Source organism: Micromonospora sp. NPDC005194 (assembly GCF_040608335.1).
Taxonomy (GTDB): Bacteria; Actinomycetota; Actinomycetes; order Mycobacteriales; family Micromonosporaceae; genus Micromonospora.
Map to the genome: position 1 here is coordinate 15,107 of NZ_JBEXIA010000013.1, position 21,276 is coordinate 36,382.

At 71.4% G+C, this 21,276-nt stretch carries 12 protein-coding genes and 1 pseudogene; 7 read left to right on the forward strand and 6 right to left on the reverse strand.

All coding sequences use genetic code 11. The features are described 5' to 3' along the window. Window positions 1–121 precede the first annotated feature (121 nt). The 3 genes from ABZU53_RS13785 to mce form a co-directional block, all read right to left on the reverse strand. Window positions 122–1,384, reverse strand: a complete 1,263-nt coding sequence (locus tag ABZU53_RS13785) for a cell division protein DivIVA (RefSeq protein WP_354856954.1) — start codon at window positions 1,382–1,384, stop codon at window positions 122–124. A gap of 285 nt (window positions 1,385–1,669) precedes the next feature. Further along, a complete protein-coding gene (gene ccrA / locus ABZU53_RS13790) occupies window positions 1,670–3,025 on the reverse strand; it encodes a crotonyl-CoA carboxylase/reductase (protein ID WP_354856955.1) in 1,356 nt (451 codons plus the stop codon). 404 nt (window positions 3,026–3,429) lie between these two features. Further along, a complete protein-coding gene (gene mce, locus ABZU53_RS13795; protein ID WP_354856957.1) occupies window positions 3,430–3,903 on the reverse strand; it encodes a methylmalonyl-CoA epimerase in 474 nt (157 codons plus the stop codon). Between the two features lie 62 nt (window positions 3,904–3,965). On the opposite strand from mce, the gene ABZU53_RS13800 reads away from it, so the two are divergent. The 6 genes and pseudogenes from ABZU53_RS13800 to ABZU53_RS13825 all read left to right on the forward strand — a co-directional run. Next, the gene (locus ABZU53_RS13800; RefSeq protein ID WP_355066048.1) at window positions 3,966–5,165 is read left to right on the forward strand and encodes an acetyl-CoA C-acetyltransferase; all 1,200 of its coding nucleotides are present in this window, start codon (window positions 3,966–3,968) and stop codon (window positions 5,163–5,165) included. After that, a complete protein-coding gene (gene meaB, locus ABZU53_RS13805) occupies window positions 5,162–6,166 on the forward strand; it encodes a methylmalonyl Co-A mutase-associated GTPase MeaB (protein WP_354856960.1) in 1,005 nt (334 codons plus the stop codon). The genes ABZU53_RS13800 and meaB overlap by 4 nt, the downstream gene beginning before the upstream one ends. 94 nt (window positions 6,167–6,260) lie before the next feature. Further along, window positions 6,261–6,671: an Asp23/Gls24 family envelope stress response protein gene (locus ABZU53_RS13810; RefSeq protein ID WP_355066050.1), complete on the forward strand. Its 411-nt coding sequence runs from the start codon at window positions 6,261–6,263 to the stop codon at window positions 6,669–6,671. Between the two features lie 95 nt (window positions 6,672–6,766). After that, window positions 6,767–8,455, forward strand: a complete 1,689-nt coding sequence (locus ABZU53_RS13815; RefSeq protein ID WP_355066052.1) for a methylmalonyl-CoA mutase family protein — start codon at window positions 6,767–6,769, stop codon at window positions 8,453–8,455. Window positions 8,456–8,618: 163 nt separating this feature from the next. Then, window positions 8,619–9,542, forward strand: coding sequence for a tetratricopeptide repeat protein (locus tag ABZU53_RS13820; protein ID WP_354856966.1), 924 nt, complete (start codon window positions 8,619–8,621; stop codon window positions 9,540–9,542). 85 nt (window positions 9,543–9,627) lie between these two features. Continuing rightward, window positions 9,628–10,596: pseudogene (locus ABZU53_RS13825) on the forward strand (arginase family protein); the annotation flags it as partial. A gap of 571 nt (window positions 10,597–11,167) precedes the next feature. On the opposite strand, the gene ABZU53_RS13830 reads toward ABZU53_RS13825, so the two are convergent. Next, on the reverse strand, window positions 11,168–13,132 hold the full coding sequence (locus ABZU53_RS13830; RefSeq protein ID WP_355066054.1) for a penicillin-binding transpeptidase domain-containing protein: 1,965 nt from the start codon (window positions 13,130–13,132) through the stop codon (window positions 11,168–11,170). A 286-nt stretch (window positions 13,133–13,418) separates the two neighbouring features. Between ABZU53_RS13830 and ABZU53_RS13835 the strand changes: the two genes are divergently transcribed. Then, on the forward strand, window positions 13,419–18,500 hold the full coding sequence (locus ABZU53_RS13835; RefSeq protein WP_354856971.1) for an NAD-glutamate dehydrogenase: 5,082 nt from the start codon (window positions 13,419–13,421) through the stop codon (window positions 18,498–18,500). A 73-nt stretch (window positions 18,501–18,573) separates the two neighbouring features. Here ABZU53_RS13835 and ABZU53_RS13840 read toward each other — a convergent pair whose 3' ends face one another. Both ABZU53_RS13840 and ABZU53_RS13845 read right to left on the reverse strand, forming a co-directional pair. Further along, complete coding sequence (locus ABZU53_RS13840) at window positions 18,574–19,281, reverse strand: class F sortase (RefSeq protein WP_355066056.1); 708 nt, start codon at window positions 19,279–19,281, stop codon at window positions 18,574–18,576. Between the two features lies 1 nt (window position 19,282). Continuing rightward, window positions 19,283–20,701 (reverse strand): hypothetical protein, encoded by a 1,419-nt coding sequence (locus ABZU53_RS13845; RefSeq protein WP_355066057.1) that lies wholly within the window; start codon window positions 20,699–20,701, stop codon window positions 19,283–19,285. Window positions 20,702–21,276 lie beyond the last annotated feature (575 nt).

Sequence of the window (21,276 nt, forward strand, 5' to 3'; positions counted from 1 at the left end):
GACCTACTTCACTCCGTGGCGAGGGTGCCACACCAAGGGTTGGGAAACGCACACGGCGCGAGGTCACACCGGTCACCCGGTGTCACCTCGCGCCGTCGATGCCCCGACCTGACGCCTCGCGTCAGCCGGCGGTCTCCGCGGTCACCCGCTCCTGCCCGCCGTCGGTCTTCTTCGCCTCCGGCTTGGCCGCCGGGGCAGCCGCCGCCGGCATGCCGGGCACGATGCCGGCGAGCCCGGAGAGCATCTGACCGAGCTGCGAGGTGACCGCGTCCTTCTGCCGGGTGAGGTCCTCGACCTCGCGGCGGGCGGCCTGCGTGGTCAGCTCGGCCTCGGTGCGCGCCTCGGTGAGCAGGCGCTGCGACTCGGCCTTGGCCTCGTTGAGCGTCTTCTCGGAGTGCGCCTTGGCCTTGTCGATCGTCTCGGCCGCGTTGCGCTCCGACTCGACCCGGCGGGCCTCGGCGCGCTGCTCGATCTCCTTGGCGCGCTCCTGCGCGGCCCGGGCGCGCTGCTCGGCCTCGCTGACCATCTTCTGGGTCTGCGCGACCTGGGCGGCGTGCCGCTCGGACTCCTCGCGCTCGGCCTTCTCGCGCCGCTCGGCCAGCTGCAGCTCCAGAGCCTGCAGGTCCTTGTCGCGCTTGTCCCGTGCGTCGGTGAGCAGCTTGGTCGCCTCGGCGCGCTTCTCCTCGGCCTCGCGGGCGGCCTTCGAGCGGTGCTGGGTGATCTCCCGCTCGGCGGTGGCCCGGAGGGTGGCCACCTCCCGCTCGACGGTGGACTTCAGCTCGGCCACCTCGTGCGCCGTCACCGTACGCAGCTGCTTGGTCTCGCGGTCGGCGTCGGCGCGCAGCGTGTCGGCCTCGCGGCGGGCCTGCACCCGGACCTCGGCGGCCTCGCGCTCGGCGGCGGTGCGCAGGTTGCCGGCCTCGCGCTCGGCGCTGGCCTTCATCGCGGCGGCCTCGGCGCGGGCCTTGTCCGTGATCTCCCGGGCCTCGAGGCGGGCGGCGGAGAGGATGCCCTCGGACTCGCGCTTGGCCTCGTTGCGGTGGTCGTTGGCCTGCTCCTCGGCGAGCCGGAGGATCTGCTCGACGCGGGTGCCGAGCCCGGAGAGGGTGGGCCGGCTGTTCTCTTCGAGCTGCTTGTTCGTGTCGGTGAGCTTCTGCTCCAGCGCACTCATGCGCTGCTCGGCCTGGCGGAGGCGACGCTGGGCGTCGTTCATCCGCTGCTCAGCCTCGGCACGGGCCTGCTCGGACTGGGTCAGCGCGGCGGTCATCCGGCCGATGAAGTCATCGACCTGGTGAGTGTTGTATCCGCGCAGGCCAACGGTGAAATCTGGCTGCGAGTTCGCGTTATCGAAGAACGCGAGAGGGGAGGACTGCTGCTGGGGCATTGGGACATACTGGCAGACGCCCCAGGGTGCTTCGCAAGAGCGGTGCGGAGCTTTCGTGTCCTCATTACATGGTCAACTGACCTGGCCGCCGAGGCCGGACCAATCGGCGATCTTGGCAGGTCCCGGGCGGGACGGGCGCCACGCAGCGTGACACGAAAAAGGGCCACGGGTGCGCCCCGTGGCCCTTTGTTCGATCCGGATGGGTTCCCGCTAATGGGGGTGGAAGAACAATGGCCGATCACCGCATTGGCCACCGGCTGCTCATCCGTCCGGCCGGTGGCCCGCTCAGTGCCCCCGGAACCGGTTGATCGCTTCCTCGTGCCGGGCCCGCAACTCCCCGTCACGGACGCCCAACCCGTCGGCGGGCGCGAGGCAGCGCACCCCGACCTTGCCCTGGTGCGCGTTGCGGTGGACCTCGTACGCGGCCTGACCGGTCTGCTCCAACGGGTAGGTACGCGACACCGTCGGGTGCACCTTGCCGAGCGCGACCAGGCGGTTGGCCTGCCACGCCTCGTGGTAGTTGGCGAAGTGGCTGCCCACGATCCGCTTCAGGTGCATCCACAGGTAGCGGTTGTCGTACTGGTGCTGGAACCCGCTGGTGGACGCGCAGGTGACGATGGTGCCGCCACGGCGGGCCACGTAGACGCTCGCGCCGAACGTCTCCCGTCCCGGGTGCTCGAAGACGATGTCCGGGTCCTCGCCCCCGGTCAGCTCGCGGATCCGCTCGCCGAAGCGCCGCCACTCGTCCTGGTCCTGGGTCTGCTCGTCCTTCCAGAACCGGAAGCCCTCGGCTGCCCGGTCGATGACCAGCTCCGCGCCCATCCGGCGGCACAGCTCGGCCTTCTCCGGCGAGGAGACCACGCAGACCGGGATCGCGCCCCCGTTGAGGGCCATCTGGGTGGCGTACCCGCCGAGGCCGCCGGAGGCACCCCAGATCAGCACCACGTCACCCTGCTTCATGTTGGCGCCGTGGTGTGAGACGAGCTGCCGGTACGCGGTGGAGTTGACCAGCCCGGGGCTGGCCGCCTCCTCCCAGCTCAGGTGCCGCGGCTTGGGCATCAGCTGGTTGGCCTTGACCACGGCCAGCTCGGCCAGGCCGCCGAAGTTCGTCTCGAAGCCCCAGATCCGCTGCTGCGGGTCGAGCATGGTGTCGTCGTGGCCGGCGGCGTCCTCCAGCTCGACGGAGAGGCAGTGCGCGACGACCTCGTCGCCGGCCGCCCACCGGGTCACCCCCGGGCCGGTACGCAGCACCACGCCGGCCGCGTCCGAGCCGACCACGTGGTACGGCAGGTCGTGCCGGCGGGTCAGCTCGGAGACCCGGCCGTAGCGCTGGAGGAACTTGAAGGTGGACACCGGCTCGAAGATGCTGGTCCACACCGTGTTGTAGTTGATCGCGCTGGCCATCACCGCGATCAGCGCCTCGCCCGGCGCCAGCTCCGGCGTCGGCACCTCCTGCACGTGCAGCGCCTTGCGAGGGTCCTTGTCCCGGGTGGCCATGCCGTCGAACATCCGGGCCTCCTCGGCGCGGACGACCACGCCTCGGTAACTCTCCGGCACGGGCAGTCCGGCGACGCCCGCCAGCTCGCGGTCCGGATCGTTCGATTCCTCCGCCGCCATGATCGCTTCGAGGATGTCCTGCACGGTGACCTCCGGTTCGTCCCCGCACCCGCACGGGCCGGGTGCTGCCATCGTCGGGGCCGATGGACACGACCACCATGTCGGCATTCGACACATCCGGCCCCGGTCGCGCTCCTGTGGGCCGGGACGTTACTGAACGGTAGCTAGGGCGGGAAGTCCTCTGTGAAAAACTGCATCCACCAATGCGTGAAGGTGCCCGGCCGCCCCGCCAACCACGCACAGACGTGCGCGCCCACCCCCCTGCCCCACCCACGACCCACTCCCTGACCCACCCCCTGCCCCATCCCCGGTGATCAAGAGGTTTGCGTCAATCCGCGGTTCGCAGATGACGCAAACCTCTTGATCACCGGGGATGGGCGGGGGTCGGTGGGCCGGGGTGGGCGGGTCGGTGGGCCGGGGTGGGCGGGTCAGTGGGTGGGGGCGGGTTCCACGAGTTCGATCAGGACGCCGCCGGCGTCCTTGGGGTGCACGAAGTTGATCCGGCTGTCGGCGGTGCCGCGGCGCGGGGCGTCGTAGAGCAGTCGTACGCCCCGCTCGCGCAGCGCCGCGCAGGCCACGTCGATGTCCGCCACGGTGTACGCGACCTGCTGCACGCCCGGCCCGTTGCGGTCGAGGAACTTCGCGATCGTCGACTCCGGGGTGAGCGGGGCCAGCAGTTGCACGCAGCCGCCCTCGGCGGTCGGCCCGACGGTCAGCATCGCTTCCCGTACGCCCTGCTCGGCGTTGGTCTCGGTGTGTACGCAGCGCATCCCGAAGGTCCGCTGGTAGAAGTCGATCGCGGCATCCAGGTCGGCGACGGCGATGCCGACGTGGTCAATCTTGCGAAGCCCGATGTCTGTGACGTAGTCCGCACCGGGCTCGACGGGGGAGTTCTCAGCCATGGCGCTAGTCTGGCCGAACAATCGTTAAGGCGTACAGCTCGGCACCCCCCTCGGAGGCAGGCATGGCTTCGGTGATCGTCAGCGGCGCGCGGACCCCGATGGGGCGGCTGCTGGGCAACCTCAAGGACCTCCCGGCCACCAAGCTCGGCGGGATCGCCATCAAGGCGGCCCTGGAGCGGGCCGGCGTCAGCCCGGACCAGGTCCAGTACGTGATCATGGGCCAGGTGCTCCAGGCGGGCGCCGGGCAGATCCCGGCCCGGCAGGCGGCGGTCGAGGCCGGCGTGCCGATGTCGGTGCCGGCGCTGACCATCAACAAGGTCTGCCTCTCCGGCCTGGACGCGATCGCCCTGGCCGACCAGCTCATCCGGGCCGGCGAGTTCGACATCGTGGTGGCCGGCGGCATGGAGTCGATGACCAACGCCCCGCACCTGCTGATGGGCCAGCGCACCGGCTACAAGTACGGCGACGTGGTGGTCAAGGACCACATGGCGCACGACGGGCTCAGCGACGCCTGGGACTGCTGCTCCATGGGCGAGTCGACCGAGCGGCTCGGCACGAAGCACGGCATCTCCCGCGAGGAGCAGGACGCCTTCGCCGCGGCCAGCCACCAGCGGGCCGCCGCCGCGCAGAAGAACGGCCACTTCGCCGAGGAGATCACCCCGGTGCTGATCCCGCAGCGCAAGGGTGACCCGCTGGTGATCAGCGACGACGAGGGCATCCGCCCGGACACCACCGTCGAGTCCCTGGCCAAGCTGCGTCCCGCCTTCGCCAAGGGCGGCACGATCACCGCCGGCAGCTCCTCGCCGATCTCCGACGGCGCCGCCGCCGTGGTCGTCATGAGCAAGGCCAAGGCCAACGAGCTGGGCCTGACCTGGCTGGCCGAGATCGGTGCCCACGGCAACGTCGCCGGCCCGGACAACTCCCTGCACTCGCAGCCGTCCAACGCGATCAACCACGCCCTGAAGAAGGGCGGCCTGAGCGTGCAGGACCTGGACCTCATCGAGATCAACGAGGCGTTCGCGCAGGTCGGCATCCAGTCCACCCGCGACCTCGGCATCAGCCCCGACAAGGTCAACGTCAACGGCGGCGCGATCGCGCTGGGCCACCCGATCGGCATGTCCGGTGCGCGTCTCGTCCTCACCCTCGCCCTGGAGCTGAAGCGGCGCGGCGGCGGCACCGGCGCGGCCGCTCTCTGCGGCGGCGGCGGCCAGGGCGACGCGCTGATCATCCACGTGCCGGGAAGCGCAGCGGCTGCACAGTGAGCGATGCGATCGAGGGCGTCCCGGCGGCGGCCACCACGTCCGTGCGCCGCAGCCGGGACGTGCCGCTGCTGGTCGAGCGGGCCCGCACCGGTGACCCCCGTGCGGTGGCCCGCCTGATCACCCTGGTGGAGAACGGCGACACCCTGCTGCCGGCGATCGCCGCCGCGTTGGCGCCGTACGCCGGGCAGGCCCAGGTCGTCGGGCTCACCGGCTCGCCGGGGGTGGGCAAGTCCACCACCACCAACGAGCTGGTCCGCGCGCTGCGGGCACGTGGGCACCGGGTCGGCGTGCTGGCGGTCGACCCGTCCAGCCCGTTCACCGGCGGGGCGATCCTCGGCGACCGGGTGCGTATGCAGGACCACGCCACCGATCCGGGCGTCTACATCCGGTCGATGTCCAGCCGGGGGCACCTCGGCGGGCTGGCGGCGGCGACACCGCAGGCGGTCCGCGTGCTGGAGGGCGCCGGCTGTGACGTGGTGCTGGTGGAGACCGTCGGCGTCGGGCAGGCCGAGGTGGAGGTCGCCTCGCTGGCCGACACCACGCTCGTGCTGCTCGCCCCCGGCATGGGTGACGCGATCCAGGCGGTCAAGGCCGGCATCCTGGAGATCGCCGACGTGTTCGTGGTCAACAAGGCCGACCGGGACGGCGTCGACGCCACCGTCCGCGACATCCAGGGCATGATCGCCCTGGGTGAGCGCGGCCCGGGGCAGTGGCGGCCTCAGGTGGTCCGGTCGGTCGCGGCCCGGGGCGAGGGCATCGACGACATCGCCGCCGCCATCGACAAGCACCGGGGCTGGCTGGTCGAGCACGGCGAGCTGCGCCGCCGCCAGGAGGCGCGGGCCGCCGCCGAGATCGAGGCCATCGCGCTCGGCGCCCTCCGCGCCAGGATCGGCTCACTGCGCGACGGTACGGAGCTGAGCACGCTCGCCGCCACGGTGGCCGAGGGTGGCCTCGACCCGTACGCGGCGGCGGACACCCTGCTCGCCCAGCTCGCCCGGTGACCGTCCACGCCGGACAGCCCTGCGCTGCCCGACCCTTGTAGGCTCGCACCGCCCCACGGCGGTGGGGTCGGCGTGAGGAGCAGGGGGAGTGGGCATGGATCACGAGGCGACCCAGGAGCTGAGCGCGACGACGGCGCCGGCCGGCGGCACGACGCAGGTCGCCGACGAGGTGATCGAGAAGATCGCCGTCGCTGCGGCTCGCGCGGTGCCCGGGGTTGCCGAGCTGGGCGGCGACGTCGCCCGGTTCTTCAACTCCGTCCTCGACCGGGTCGGGCTGGACCAGGTGGGCGACGCCCGGCGGGGCTGCTCGGCACACGTGACCGGCGACGCCGCCGTGGTCAACCTGGTGCTGGTGATCGAGGCCGGTCAGCCGGTGCCGGAGATCACCGGGCAGGTGCGGGCCCGGGTCACCGAGGCCGTCGAGGCGTACGGGCTGCGGGTCGACGAGGTCAACATCCGGGTGGACGACGTGGCGATGGGCGCTTCCGCCGCTCCCACGCTCTGACCTGGTTACTCGTCGGTACGAGCTTACTTAGCGATCGTTCAGGCCAGGGCTCTACACTCGACGTGCAGTCGAGGAACCGAGGAGGAGCCCTGCGCATGGACGCCGACGAGATCGACGCCGGACGGGCACGCTGGCAGGCCCGGTACGACTCCGCGCGCAAGCGGGACGCCGACTTCACCACGCTCTCCGGGATGCCGGTGGAGCCGGTCTACGGGCCGCCGGAGGGCAGCGCGTACCCGGGCTTCGAGCGGATCGGCTGGCCGGGCGAGTACCCGTACACCCGGGGTCTTCATCCAACCGGCTACCGCGGGCGGACCTGGACGATCCGGCAGTTCGCCGGCTTCGGCAACGCCCAGCAGACCAACGAGCGGTACAAGATGATCCTCGGCGCCGGCGGCGGCGGCCTGTCGGTCGCGTTCGACATGCCGACGCTGATGGGCCGCGACTCGGACGATCCGCAGGCGCTCGGCGAGGTCGGCCACTGCGGCGTCGCCATCGACACCGCCACCGACATGCAGGCGCTCTTCGACGGCATCGACCTGGCCGACGTCACCACCTCGATGACCATCTCCGGCCCGGCCGTGCCGGTGTTCTGCATGTACCTGGTGGCCGCCGAGCGGCAGGGCGCCGACCTGTCCAAGCTGGACGGCACGCTGCAGACCGACATCTTCAAGGAGTACATCGCGCAGAAGGAGTGGCTCTTCGACCCCGAGCCGCACCTGCGCCTGATCGGCGACCTGATGGAGTACTGCGCGGCGGAGATCCCGCGCTACAAGCCGCTGTCGGTCTCCGGCTACCACATCCGCGAGGCCGGCTCGACCGCCGCGCAGGAGCTGGCGTACACCCTGGCCGACGGTTTCGGCTACGTGGAGCTGGGCCTCTCGCGTGGCCTGGACGTGAACGTCTTCGCGCCGGGGCTGAGCTTCTTCTTCGACTCGCACCTCGACTTCTTCGAGGAGATCGCCAAGTTCCGCGCCGCCCGCCGGATCTGGGCCCGCTGGCTGCGTGACGTCTACGGCGCGACCAGCGAGAAGGCCCTCTGGCTGCGGTTCCACACACAGACCGCCGGGGTGTCGCTGACCGCTCAGCAGCCGGTCAACAACGTCGTACGCACCGCCGTCGAGGCGCTCGCGGCGGTGCTCGGCGGAACGAACTCGCTGCACACCAACGCGCTGGACGAGACCCTGGCGCTGCCCACCGACGAGTCCGCCGAGATCGCCCTGCGTACCCAGCAGGTGCTGATGGAGGAGACCGGGGTGGTCAACGTGGCCGACCCGCTCGGCGGCTCCTGGTACGTCGAGGCGCTGACCGACAAGATCGAGGCCGAGGCGGAGGAGATCTTCGCCCGGATCCGGCAGCTCGGCGGCGACGCGCCGCACCAGATCGGCCCGATGACCTCCGGCATCCTGCGCGGTATCGAGGACGGCTGGTTCACCGGGCACATCGCCGAGTCGGCATTCGTCTACCAGCAGGCCCTGGAGAAGGGCGACAAGAAGATCGTCGGGGTCAACTGCCACACCGGCACGGTCGCCAAGGAGCTGGAGATCCTGCGCATCTCGCACGAGGTGGAGCTGGAGCAGCGCCGGGTGCTCGCCGAGCGCAAGGCCGGACGCGACGACGCCGCGGTCAAGGCCGCGGTCGCCCGCATGGTCGAGGCCAGCCGCACCGACGAGAACATGATCCCCGCCATGCTCGACGCGGTCCGCGCCGAAGCGACCCTGGGCGAGATCTGCGACGCCCTCCGGGCCGAGTGGGGCACCTACCGCGAACCCGCCCGTTTCTGACCCATACCACCACCCCCGTCGATCGCGCGGTCGCTGCCGGACGGACGCCCCGTCTCGGCGGCGGAACTGCCCGATCGCCGGGGGTGGAATGGGGCGTGAGAGTCGCAACGTCGCAGTTGTGGGTGAGCCGGGATTCCGGGCTCGCGTGCGAGACTAGGTAACCATGAGCGACCCACGGATCACCTCGTCGATCTTCACCCGCGGCGCGGTCGACCTCAGCACGCTGCGCGGCCCCGCACCAGCCAGTACCCGCCCCGGCACACCCCCGCAGGGCGGCCCGTCCGCCGGCGTGCCCGGCGCGCAGACCGCCGGCGGCAACGCCGCCATCGTCGACGTCACCGAGGCGACCATCCAGGCCGATGTGCTCGAACGGTCGATGGCCATGCCCGTCATCGTCTTCTTCGGTGCGGCCGGCTTCCCGGAGAGCGACGAGTTCGCCCCGGTGCTGGAGCGGCTGGCCGCCGAGAGCGGTGGCACCTGGGTGCTCGCCCGGGTCGACGTGCAGGAAAACCCGCGGATCGCCCAGATGTTCCGGGTCCAGGGCATCCCCATGGTCTACGCGGTCGTCGGCGGCCAGCCGATCGACGCCTTCTCCGGTGTGGTGCCCGAGGCCCAACTTCGCCAGTGGATCCAGGCGGTGCTCAAGGCCGGTGGCGTGGCCGTCGCCGAACCGGAGGACCCGCGCCTCGACGAGGCGGACGACGCGCTCATGAGCGGCGACCTGGACGCGGCCGAGCAGGCGTACCGCAAGATCCTCGCCGACGCCCCGGCGGACGCCGCGGCCACGGCGGGCCTGGCCCAGGTCGGCGTGGCCCGCCGGGTGGCCGGCGCCGACCCGGCCACCGCGCTCGCCGCCGCCGAGAGCGCCCCCGACGACGTCGCGGCCCAACTGCTGGCCGCCGACATCGAGGTGCTCAGCGGCCTGGCCGAGCAGGCGTACGCCCGGCTCGTCGGCCTGGTCCGGCGGACCGCCGGTGAGGACCGTGAGACGGTCCGCCAGCACCTGGTGTCGCTGTTCTCCATCGCCGGCCCGGACGACCCGGCGGTCGCCTCGGCCCGACGGGCCCTGGCCAGCGCCCTGTTCTGAGTTCGCCGCACGGATCGTGAGTTCGTAGTACGCCAGCGCGGGCCGGCGTTTCGCCGGCCCGCCCGACCACCGAGGACGGGAGCTCATGATGCGCCGGATCGCCGTCCTCGACGCGCCGACAAATCTCGGCCTGCGACCGCCGACATCCACCTCCGTGCCGGGCTGCGCCAAGGCGCCCGGCGCGTTGCGCGACCACGACCTGCTGGCCCGGCTGCGGGCCCGCGACGCCGGCTGCGTCACCCCACCCCGGTACGACCCCGGCGACTGGCGGCCCGGTGACGGCGTGTGCCACGCCCGGGAGATCGCCGACTACTCCCTCGCCCTCGCCGAGCGGGTCGGCTCGATCATCGACCGGGGCGAGTTCCCGGTGGTGCTGGGCGGTGACTGCTCCGTGCTGCTCGGCTCCGCGCTGGCCATGCACCGCCTCGGTGAGGCGGTCGGCGGGCGGATCGGGCTGGTCTTCGTCGACGGGCACTCCGACTTCCGGCACCCCGGCAACGCCTCCTACGTCGGCGCGGCCGCCGGGGAGGACCTGGCCCTCGTCACCGGGCGCGGGCAGGCCGACCTGGCCGCGCTGGAGGGCCGTCGACCCTACTTCCGCGACATCGACGTGGTGGTGCTCGGCATCCGGGCGCAGGACGAGTACCGCCTCGACCTCCAGGCCGCGGGCATCACCACCCGACCGGTGCCGGCGCTGCGCGCCGAGGGCGCCGCCCGGACGGCCCAGTGGGCGCACGAGCAGCTCGCCGACTGCGCGGGCTACTGGGTGCACATCGACGTCGACGTGCTCGACCCGGCGGTGATGCCGGCCGTGGACGCCCCCGACCCGGGTGGCATCGCCTTCGCCGAGCTGGAGATCCTGCTCGCCGGCCTGGTCGACACCCCACACTGCCTCGGCGTCGAGTTGACCGTCTTCGACCCCGACTACGACCCGGACGGCTCGTACGCCGCCGAGATCGTCAACACCGTGGTCGCCGGCCTGGCCCCGGTCACCGCCCCGGAGGCGGTGCCACCCCGACTGCTGTCGCCCCGGCCCACGCCCTCCCCGCGGCGTGGCAACGGCCGGGCCGCGACCGCCAGCGAGCGGCTCGCCGGGCGTGATGGGCTCGATCGTGCCGCGCGCCTCGCCGGGCGCGACGGCCCCGATCGGGTCGACGAGCGCGGCGGCGACGACCTTTCCGATGGCGACGCCTCCGGCAGTCAGCCCCCGGGCGTCGGGTCTGCCGGCGTCGGTCCCTCCGGCGTCCGTTCGTCGATCGGCGCGGTGGCTGACGGTGCGGTGGCTGACGGCGTCGCGCCGGCGGTGGCGCCACCCGGCGCGGGCGGGCGGGCCCCAGCCGAGCCATCCGGCCTCGCGGCCCAGATCGCGGCCACGGTCGAGCGCGAACCGGTCGGTCCGCCCGCGTCGGCCGGCCCGGGTCTGCTCCGACGACCCTCCCCGCCGACGGAGACCCCGCCGGAGAGGCACGAAGCCGACTCCGCCTGATCCGGTCCCGGCCCACCTCGCCGCGATCCACCCCGGAATCAGCGAAACCGGGGTGTCCGGATGGCCTGGACACCCCGGTTTCCGCAGAACCGGGTGGATCACCGCTGGGCGCGGGTGGCGACCAGCGGCGTGCGGCGGGTCAGGTGGCGGGCAGGGCCCGGAGGAAGCGCTCGGCGATCGGGACGGCTGAGGCGGTGCTGGCCCCGCCCTTCTCCACGAACACGGCGAACGCGACGTCACCCCGCCAGCCGACGAACCAGGCGTGCGTGTGGGCCGGGTTGTCGTCGTACTCGGCGGTGCCGGTCTTGCCGTACACCTCGCCGCCCGGAACGTCCTTGAGCGCGCTCCCGGTGCCGGCGGTGACCACCTCGCGCATCATCGTCCGCAGCGCCGCGACGGACTCGGGCTTCAGCTGCTCGCCGGGCGGGGCCGGCTTGGCCGGCGCCGGGTCGACCAGCAGCTTCGGCTGCTCAAAGCGGCCCCGGGCGACGGCCGCGGTGGCGCCGGCCATGGCCAGGGGGCTGACCAGCGTGGTGCCCTGGCCGAACGACGCGGCGGCCTGCTCGGCCAGGCTGCCGCCGGTCGACACCTTGCCGGTGAAGGCGTCCGTGCCGAGATCCCACTGCCCCTCCAGGCCCAGCGAGCGGCCGGCGGCGGCCAGCCCGTCACCGCCGAGCTTCGGGGCCAACGAGGCGAAAGCCGTGTTGCAGGACTTGGCGAAGTCGGTGCGGAACGGCACCGAGCCCAACTCGAAGTTGTCCGAGTTCTTGAAGGACCGGCCATCGACGGTGAAGGTCTTCTTGCACTCCACCGGCCCGTCCAGGGTGACCGCGCCCCGGTCCAGCAGACCCAGCGCACTGACCATCTTGAACGTGGAGCCCGGCGGCACCTGGGCGGTGAAGGCCAGGTTCTCGCCGGCCGGCCCGGGACCGTTGGCGGCGGCGAGCACCGCGCCGTCCTTGATGCGTACCGCCACCAGGGCGGCTCGGCGCGGCTCCGCGCGCAGGGCTGCGTCGGCCGCGTTCTGGGTGGCCACGTCCAGGGTGGTCTTCAGCGCCTGACCGGGCTGCGGCTCCCGGTGGAACAGCTCGGTGCCGGTGGCTGCCAGCTTGCCGTCCTCGGCGGGCCGCTCGACGACGACCGTCAGACCGGGGGCGCCGCGCAGCCGCTCGTCGTAGCGACCCTGCAACCCGCCGTGCCCGACCAGGTCGCCGGTGACGTACCGGTCCGGGTGGGCGGCGAGGTCGTCGGCCTGCGCCGGGTCGACCGAGCCGAGCAGCGCGCGGGCGAACTCCCGGGTCGGCGCCAGGTCGAGCTTGTCGGAGACGAACTTGGTGCCGGGCAGGTCGTAGATCCGCGGCTTGATCTGCCGGTACGCGTCCTCGCGCAGGGTCACCACCTCGACGAGCGCGCCCGGGTCGGCCTCGGCCACCCGCTTCGGCAGGTCGGCCAGGTCGACGGCGGGCACCAGGGCCGGACGGATCGCCTTGAAGGCCGCGTCGAGATCCTTGACCAGCTTCTTGATGTCGGTGACCTGGTTCGGTTGCACACCCACCCGCACCACCGGGCGGGGCGCCACGATCGGCTTGCCGGCCGCGTCCAGCAGGCCCGCCCGGGGGCCGGTGTCGCGGCGCAGCCCCAGCCGGTCGCCCTTGGTGAGCTGCTCGTGGATCACCCGCGGCTCCCACATCACCTGCCACTGGTCGTCGTCGCCCTGGACGAGCCGCAGCTCCCGGTCGTACGTCCAGTGGGTCTGGCCCGGCAGGGGCCAGTCGACCCGGATCGTCGTGGTCGCGATGTTCTTGGTGATCTTCGGTTCGCCCTGCCGGGTCAGGGTGGGCGGGGTGGCCGCCAACTCGCCGGACAGCTCCTTGATCTCCTTGGCCACCTCGGCCGCCGGCACCTTGGCGCCGGTCGTGTCGACCATCGCGACCGCCTGCAGATCGCCACTGCGCCAGCCGGCGAGGAAGGCGTCGGCGCTGCGCTCCGGCCCGTCGTCGCCGGAGCACGCCGCCAGGACGCCAGCGGTGAGCAGGGTCGCAGTGAGCGCGGCGACCCGTCGGGCGCGATTCGGCCGGTGGGGCCGGGGGTAGGACAAGGTCATGAAGCGGTCCTTCCGGTCTCGGGCTGCCCTGCACGGTAGTACGCGAAGGGTGTCCCCAACGTCCCGTGTGGCGCTCGACGTGCGGAAAGACGGGCCGGGCCGGTGTGATGAACATCGCGGGGCGGGGTATCCCGCAACCGGCCAACCTCGGACCCGCAACGGGTGAAAGGACAAAGTCCGGATCCGGACGTCCGGCCAGTGGTCCGCCGACCAAGGCGCGAAACGGCAGGCCTACGCTGGGCGGCAGAGTGACCCACAACGCGGTGGGTCGAGGGGAGTGGCACCGATGGACCGGCGTCCGGCGATCAAACCGGAACCCGACCTCCGGCAGGATGACTCCGGCCGGGACGACGACAGCTTCGATTCGGCGACCGACGGGGACGGCTACGGCCGGCTCGACACGGGCGTCACGGGGCTGACCGGGTCGAGCATCGACACCATCTACGATCTGGGCCTGCCGACCGAGGCGTTGGCCGACGACGTGGAGGATGCCGAGCTCGACGAACCGGTCCCCAACGCGGAGCGCCTGGTGGCCCAGGCTGTCGCGCTCGCCGGGGACGACCACGACGCGGCGACCCTGGTCGGTCGCTTCTGGCGGTTCGCCCCGGACGAGGAGCTGGTCGGCTTCACGGCGGAGGAGATGCTCGACGCGGCCCGGGCGCACCGGGACCTGGCCCAGCAGCGGGTGCCCGGCGAGTTGAAGCTGCGGATCCACGAGCCGCACGCCGACCAGCACCACACCGTTGTCGAGATCGTCACCGACGACATGCCGTTCCTGGTCGACTCGGTGACCGCGCTGCTCAACTCGTACCACCTGGACGTGCACCTGCTGGTGCACCCGCTGGTGGTGGTCCGGCGCGAGCCGCTGGGCCGGCTCACCGAGGTCTCGGCGGACGTGGAGCCGGACGACGCGATCGCCGGCGACATCATCGAGAGCTGGATGCGGATCGAGATCGACCCGGTCCGGGACGCCGCCGAACGCGACCGGCTGCGCCGTGAGCTGCAACGGGTGCTCACCGACGTGCGGGAGGCCGTGGAGGACTGGCCGAAGATGCGTCAGCGTGCGCTCGCGCTCGCCGACGAGCTGGCCTCGGCCCGCACCTCGGACAACCGTCCGCCGGTGCCGGAGAAGGACATCACCGACTCGGTGGAGCTGCTGCGCTGGCTGGCGCACGACCACTTCACGTTCCTCGGCTACCGCGAGTACCGCCTGGTGGACGCCCCGGACGGGAACCCCGCCGACCAGGTGGACGGCAAGGCACTGGAGGCGGTGCTCGGCACCGGCCTGGGCATCCTGCGCTCGGACTCCCCGGAGGCCCGGTCGCTGTCGTCGATGACGCACGAGGCACACGAGAAGGTGCTGGAGAAGCGCCTGCTCATCATCACCAAGGCCAACTCGCGGGCCACCGTGCACCGCTCGGCGTACCTGGACTACATCGGGTTCAAGATCTTCAACTCCGAGGGCGAGGTCATCGGGGAGCGGCGCTTTTTGGGCCTGTTCTCCACCGCGGCATACCGGACCAGCGTCCGGGAGCTGCCGGTGGTGCGTCGTAAGGTCGCGGAGGTGCTCGACCGCTCCGGCCTGAGCCGGCGCAGCCACTCCGGCAAGGATCTGCTGCAGATCCTGGAGACCTACCCGCGCGACGAGCTGTTCCAGATCAAGACCGACGACCTGTACCACGCGGTGATCGGCGTGCTGCGGATGGCGGGCCGCCGGCAGCTGCGGGTGTTCCTGCGCCGCGACGCGTACGGGCGGTTCATCTCCTGCCTGATCTACCTTCCCCGGGACCGGTTCACCACCCAGAACCGGCTGCGCATGCAGGACATCCTGCTGCGTGAGCTGAACGGCGTCGGGGTGGATTACACGACCCGGGTCACCGAGTCGATGCTGGCTCGGGTGCACTTCATCGTCCGTACCGACCCGACCCGGCCGCCCGGCGACATCGACGCCGACCTGCTGGCCGAGGAGCTGGCCGACGCCACCCGGCTCTGGGACGACGACTACCGGCTGGTGCTGGAACGCAAGCTCGGCGACGAGCAGGCCAAGCACCTGTTCACCCGGTACGCCGACGCGTTCCCGGAGGGCTACAAGGACGGGCACACGCCGTACGAGGCGATGAAGGACCTGGCGAAGCTGGAGCTGCTGGAGGAGCCCGGCCAGCTGGAGATGCACCTGTTCCGCAAGCAGTTGGCACCTCGGCCCGGCACCCGGATGCCGGGGGCCGACCTGGCCGAGACGATGGACGTCCGGTTCAAGGTCTACCGGTACGGCGAGCCGATGATGCTCTCCGCGGTGCTGCCGGTGCTGCACTCGCTCGGCGTCCGCGTGGTCGACGAGCACCCGTACGAGGTGGACCGGATCGACGGTCGGGTCTACCTGTACGACTTCGGCCTCAGGCTGCCCGAGGGGCACCACGAGCTGTCCGAGGTACGCCCACACGTGGAGAACGCGTTCGCGGCGGCGTGGCGCGGCGAGGCCGAGGTGGACCGGTTCAACGAGCTGGTGCTGCGCGCCGGGCTGACCTGGCGGCAGGTGGTGGTGCTGCGGGCGTACGCGAAGTACCTGCGGCAGGCCGGCACGGTCTTCTCGCAGGACTACATGGAGCAGACCTTCATCGCGTACCCGAAGCTCGCCACCCTGTTGGTGGAGCTGTTCGAGACGCGCTTCGCGCCGGGCGAGCTGACCGCCGAGCAGCGGCAGCAGCGCAGCGGCGAGTTGGTGGAGACGATCCGAGGCGCGCTGGACGACGTGGCGAGCCTCGACCAGGACCGGATCCTGCGCTCGTACCTCACGCTGATCGAGGCGACGCTGCGGACCAGCTTCTACCAGAAGCCGGTCGGCGGGCGGCCGAAGGCGTACGTGGCGTTCAAGCTCGACCCGCAGGCCATCCCGGACCTGCCGGCGCCCCGGCCGAAGTTCGAGATCTTCGTCTACTCGCCCCGGTTCGAGGGCGTGCACCTGCGGTTCGGGCCGGTGGCCCGGGGCGGGTTGCGCTGGTCCGACCGTCGGGAGGACTTCCGGACCGAGGTGCTGGGCCTGGTCAAGGCGCAGATGGTGAAGAACACCGTGATCGTGCCGGTGGGTGCCAAGGGCGGCTTCGTGCTGAAGCAGAAGCCGGGCGACCGGGACGAGGCGGTCGCCTGCTACCAGGAGTTCGTCGGCGCGATGCTGGACGTCACCGACAACATCGTCAGCGGGCAGATCGTGCCGCCCGAGGACGTGGTCCGGCACGACGGCGACGACCCGTACCTCGTGGTGGCGGCGGACAAGGGGACGGCGACGTTCTCCGACATCGCCAACGAGATCTCCCTGGCGCACAACTTCTGGCTGGGCGACGCGTTCGCCTCCGGCGGTTCCGCCGGCTACGACCACAAGAAGATGGGCATCACCGCCCGGGGGGCGTGGGAGTCGGTCAAGCGGCACTTCCGCGAGCTGGGCCTGGACACCCAGACCCAGGACTTCACAGTCGTCGGCGTCGGCGACATGTCCGGGGACGTCTTCGGCAACGGGATGCTGCTCTCCGAGCACATCCGGCTGGTGGCCGCGTTCGACCACCGGCACATCTTCCTCGACCCCGATCCGGACGCGGCCACCTCGTACGCGGAGCGTCGTCGACTGTTCGACCTGCCCCGCTCGTCGTGGGAGGACTACAACCCCGAGCTGATCTCGGCCGGGGGCGGCATCGTCCCGCGTACCGCGAAGTCGATTCCGATCACGCCGCAGGTCCGGGCGGCGATCGGCCTCGACGACGACGTCACCCAGCTCTCGCCGCAGGAGCTGATGAAGGCGATCGTCACCGCTCCGGTGGACCTGTTCTGGAACGGCGGCATCGGCACGTACGTCAAGGCGTCCACCCAGACCAACGCCGAGGTGGGCGACAAGTCCAACGACGCGATCCGGGTGGACGGGCGCAGCCTGCGCTGCCGCGTGGCGGGCGAGGGCGGCAACCTGGGCTGGACCCAGCTCGGCCGGATCGAGTACGCGTTGACCGGTGGCCGCATCTACACCGACTTCATCGACAACGCGGCCGGCGTGGACACCTCCGACCACGAGGTGAACATCAAGATCCTGCTGAACACCGCGGTGGCCGACGGCGAGTTGACCACTGCCGAGCGGGACGAGCTGCTGGCCGGGATGACCGACGAGGTCGCGGAGCTGGTGCTGCGGGACAACTACGACCAGGCTCGGGCGATCAACAACGCCCAGGCCCAGGCCGCCTCGCTGCTCCCGGTGCACCGCCGGATGATCAACGAGCTGGAGCGGTCGGGCGGGTTGGACCGGGCGCTGGAGGCGTTGCCTCCGGACGAGGAGCTGGCGGTCCGCAGCGAGTCCGGACTGACCGCGCCGGAGTTCGCGGTGCTGCTCGCGTACGTGAAGATCGTCCTGGAACGGGAGATCCTCACCGAGGGGTTGGCCGACGAGGAGTGGACGACCGAGGTCCTGGTCAACTACTTCCCGACGCCGATGCGCGAGCGGTTCGCCGACCGGATGGGCCGGCACCGGCTGCGTCGGGACATCGTCACCACAGTGCTGGTCAACGAGGCGATCAACCGGGGCGGCATCTCGTTCGTCTTCCGGGTCGTCGAGGAGACCGCGGCCAGCGCGGCGGACGTGATCCGGGCGTACGTGGTGGTCAGCGAGGTGTTCGGCCTGCGGAACCTGTGGGACGCGGTGGAGGCGCTGGACAACAAGGTCGCGCCCGAGTTGCAGACCAGTGTCTACCTGGACACCCGCCGGCTGCTCGACCGGGCGGTGCGCTGGCTGGTCACCAACCGGCGCTCGCCGATCGACGTGCCGACCGAGATCTCCCGGCTGCGCGACGGGGTGGCCCGGCTCCTGCCGGGGCTGGAGGAGCTGTTCTACGGCGGCGAGCGGCAGGCCATCGAGGCGCACATCGACTCGATGACCGACCGTGGGCTGCCCCGCGAGCTGGCGGAGCAGGCGACCCGGCTGATGTACAGCTTCGGCCTGCTGGACGTCGTGGAGACCGCGACCCGCAGCGGACGGGACGTCAGCGAGGTGGCCTCGGTCTACTTCGTGCTCTCCGACCTGTTCCGGGTGGACTCGCTGCTGTCGAAGATCTCCCTGCTGCCACGCGAGGACCGCTGGCAGACCCTCGCGCGGATGGCGCTGCGCTACGACCTGTACGCCGCGCTGGCCGCGCTCACGGCGGAGGTGCTCGACTCCACCCCGGAGGATCAGCCGCCGCACGAGCGGGTGCAGCAGTGGGAGCAGTCGAACGCCACGTCGATCCACCGGGCCCGCCGGGCGATGGGGGAGTTCGACGAGTCGCGGGCGGATCTCGCAGCCCTGTCCGTGCTGCTGCGCCAGATCCGCACCCTGGTGCGAACCTCCGCCGCGGCCTGATTCGGTACGCCGGACGCGGTCCGGCCGATCGGGTAACCCCGACCGGCCGGGCCGCGTCCGTGTACGTCCTGCCTCACGCCGCCAGGGTGGCGAAGACGACCACGTTGTCCTGGTAGCTCTTGGCCGCCTCGTCGAACTGGCCGCCGCAGGTGACCACCCGCAGGCCGGGCCGGTCGTTCGGCCCGTACACCAGCTCGGTGGGGAAGGACGTCTTCGGGTACGCCTTCACCGAGTCGACCCGGAACGTCGCCGGCTGGCCGTCCGCCCGCTGCACCGTGATCGTGTCGCCGGGCACGAGAGAGCCGAGGTCGAAGAACACGGCCGGGCCGAGCTTCGCCGAGTCCACGTGCCCGACGATGACCGCGTTGCCGGTCTCACCGGGGCTCGGGCCCGGCTCGTACCAGCCAGCCTGGTCGGCCTGCTCCAACGGGGGGACCTGCACGGTGCCGTCCGGGTTGGTGCCGAGCGACATGATCGTCGCGTTGACGCCGATGCGGGGGATCTCGATGGTGCTCGGGGCAGCCCGGTTCAGCCCGACGGGAATGTCGCCCTGCGCGGCGTGCTCCCCATCGTCCGGCGCCGTGGCGTCGTTCCCGGTGACCGCCGGCCCGGGGACCTCGGGGCCGGCCTGGGCGAGCGGCTGCGGAGGGCGGGGAGCGGGCCCGGTCTGCAACGAGGCGCCGATCATGCCGGCGCCGATCATGGCCAGGGTGACGACGACGGCCGCGCCGGCGGCGCGCCACGGTCTCCCGTGACGGCCGCCGGCCCGTGTCGCCGTCACGTCAGACGAGGGAACCATCGGTCCGCCGACGACGCATCAGCACGATCCCGCCCAGCGCGGCAGCGCCGAGCAGGCTCGCGCCACCGGTGGCCAGACCACGGTCGGTGCCGGTGCTGACGCCGCCGTCACCGCCGTCGACCCCACCGTGGGGCAGCACGACCAGTTCGCCCTCGCCGCACGAGCCCTTGAGCTCGTAGCGACCCGGCCGGGCGTCCTTGTCGACCTTGGCCTCGCCGTAGTACACGAACTCGCGCTCGTGCTCCCAGCCGTCCTCGCCCTTGCCGTGGTCGCGGCCCTTGTCGGAGCCGTACTCGTCGTCCGAGCCGTATTCGTGGCCCTTGGACTCCCAGCCCTTGTCCGAGCCGTACTCCTCGTCGGAGCCGTACTCGCGGCCCTTGTCGGAGCCGTACTCCTCGTCGGAGCCGTACTCGCGGCCCTTGGACTCCCAGCCCTTGTCCGAGCCGTACTCGTCGTCGGAGCCGTACTCGTGGCCCTTGTCGGAGCCGTACTCGTGGCCCTTGTCGGAGCTGTACTCGCGGCCCTTGTCGGAGCCGTACTCGTCGTCGGAGCCGTACTCGTTGCCCTTGGACTCCCAGTCCTTCTTGTCTTCGTCCTTGGACTCCGAGTCCTTCTTGTCCTTGTCCTTGGACTCCGAGTCCTTCTTGTCCTTGTCCTTGGAGTCCCAGTCCTTCTTGTCTTCGTCCTTGGACTCCGAGTCCTTCTTGTCCTTGTCCTTGGACTCCCAGTCCTTCTTGTCGCGGCTGTCGTCCGCGTCCTGGCCGTGCTCCTCGCCCGTCCAGTCCTTGCTGTCCTCGTCGCGGGAGGCGTCGGCGGCAGCGCCGCCGCCCTGGCCACCGGGCTGGGCGTCATCGGCGGACGGCTGCGACTCGTCGTCGCCGTGCTCGTCCTTGCCGTTCTCGTCCTTGCCCTCGTGGTCCTTGCCCTTGTCGTCCTTGCCGTGCTCGTCCTTGCCCTGCTCGTCCTTGCCCTGCTCGTCCTTGCCCTGCTCGTCCTTGCCGTGCTCGTCCTTGCCCTGCTCGTCCTTGCCCTCGTGGTCCTTGCCCTTGTCGTCCTTGCCGTGCTCGTCCTTGCCGTGCTCGTCCTTGCCCTTGTCGTCGTGGTCGTAGGAGTCCTCCTCCTCGCTCCACTCGCCGCGGTCCTCGCCCCGGTCGTCCCGTACCGGCTTGAGCTTGACCTTGCCGGTGACCTTGGACCACACGAACGCGTGCTCCTGCCGATCCGGGCAGATCTCGAGGAGCTTGACCTCGTCGCCGGCCTTCACGACGTGCGGCTTGGCGAAGACCTTGCCGTCGTCGTCGTGGTGCCCGTCAGCGAACGCGATCCCCGGCGCGAACACCAGGAGCGACGCGCCGCCGAGTGCGGCGCCCGCAACGACCTTCCCGAGCATCTTCTTAGCCATGACCTGCGTCACTCCATCCCTGTTGTCCTGAGCTCGGCGACAACCGAGCTAAGACCGACGTTAGACCGTTTCATGACTTATCAAGTGAAAGATTCGTGTTCTCACCTTTACTAATAGTAAGTAGCAAAGGAGTGCTACGGGGCTTTCGCGGCCCGTAGTGCCGTCTCGGGTCCCGCAGGACCTTGCGTACGCACCGCGCTGTTGCCGACCCGCAGTGCTCGACCCGCGGCGGTCATCCCGGTAACGGACGGCAGGTGCCGCTCGCGCTGCTCGGGGGTATCGTCCGAGTCGAGGGCAGGCCGCGCATCGAGCCATTGCCATGGAAGCGCTCCCATGCAAGAATCGGCGCACGCGGTTCGGGGAGCCACACCGCGCAGGCAGGTCGTCGAGGGCATCCGGTTCGCCGGACGACAACCGGCCGCCGAGCGGTCGGTGTCGCGCCGGCCAATCACCACCAACCACCACCGCCCGTCCGGGTCGGGCACCCCCCAATGAATCCCGTGGCGCCGGAGGCCGTCCGTGCAGGACGCCCGCCGGGCCGTCTCGCCGGGCCGTACGCGAGCCCGGTCTCGCCC